Source organism: Oleiphilus sp. HI0066 (assembly GCF_001635725.1).
On sequence record NZ_LWFH01001361.1, the window covers coordinates 1 to 1253 of the forward strand.

At 42.9% G+C, this 1253-nt stretch carries 1 protein-coding gene; it reads right to left on the reverse strand.

All coding sequences use genetic code 11. The annotated features are described in order from the left end of the window. Nucleotides 1-948: endonuclease (locus tag A3738_RS20695; protein WP_156504374.1), on the reverse strand; the 948-nt coding region annotated here is incomplete at its 3' end. Nucleotides 949-1253 lie beyond the last annotated feature (305 nt).

The window sequence follows — 1253 nt, forward strand, 5'->3', positions numbered from 1 at the left end:
ATGCTCAAAACGATTCGCAATGTCTTCAGGTGTTGTATAGGCGCGAACGTGCGTACCGAACAAGTTGTACGTTTTGCCAAACTTATTGATTTTTGCGTAAACCGCACCTTTTGATGCAAGGCAGTCTTCGCGGATACATGCTTGATAAACAATGTTGTCTTCTACTTCGATTGGCCACTTAGATGCGATAAATATACCGCCGTTTAGAATGCGGCCAAGCTCGAAAGGAATCTCAGTCAGGTAAGGGTATTCACCTTTGATGTGATCGCGGAAGTAGTTTGATGACGCTAGATCATGTGCTTCTTGGAATACGATCGCGTCGTAACCTGGTACTACCATGTGTGCGATTGAGTGGAAGCGATCGTAGGTGTTTTCAGCAGTAATACCTGGTAGTAGACCCCAAATGTTGTAGGTCAATACGTTGAAGCTGTTTGCATTGGCTTCATCTCGAACCTGTTGTTCAAGGTTTGGTTGGATGATGTAATGAAAATCATCGCCTGAAGCGCGTGCGTAGCTTGCTTTGTATGCGAGCGTTGCATCTTGGCCATCAAAGCTGATGTGCTGTTTGTAGATGTCTCGGTCATCCTTCCAGTTGTCATAATTTGCGCTGTGCTTGATGTTACTAAAGGTCATTGTGCCTTTTAGTTTTTGTTGCAATACAACGCTAGAACTCTGACCTTGTACGGTTGTTGTAAACCAGTACTTTTTGCCCCATTTGATGCCTTGGTCGCGATTAAAGCGCAAGAATTTTACTGTGCTCATTGGTGGTACGCTGTGAGCAAGTTGCTCCCATTCGTTGCCGTGGGTGATGTTGTTATGGCCAGTTTGCACTGTGCTAATGCTCAAAGGTTCGGTCGTGCTGTTTGTCAGATATATATATGACTCAGCAAACGCATTGCTGCCAAATGCCATACTGAATAGCAAAGCTAAGGTCAGGTTTTTTTTCATGTGATACTCGTCCGTTAAATTGGGTTTACTGCTGTTCTTCTTGTTATGAGGGCGCGACTTTAACAGCCTGTCGATGACAATTTGGCGACAAAAATCAATAAACAGAATTTTGGCAGTAAAAGAATGTAAATTGGCCTTTTTTGTCACGTTTTTGGTGTTCATGTGGTGATTGTTCAAAACAATTGTTCGAATCAAACAAAATAATTGCACTGCATAGCTGGTTGTTTGCGTACTAAAATTTCGTGCTAATTTTGGATTGAAGTAGGAGTAAGTGAATGGGCTTGTTGGTCGATGGAGTATGGCGT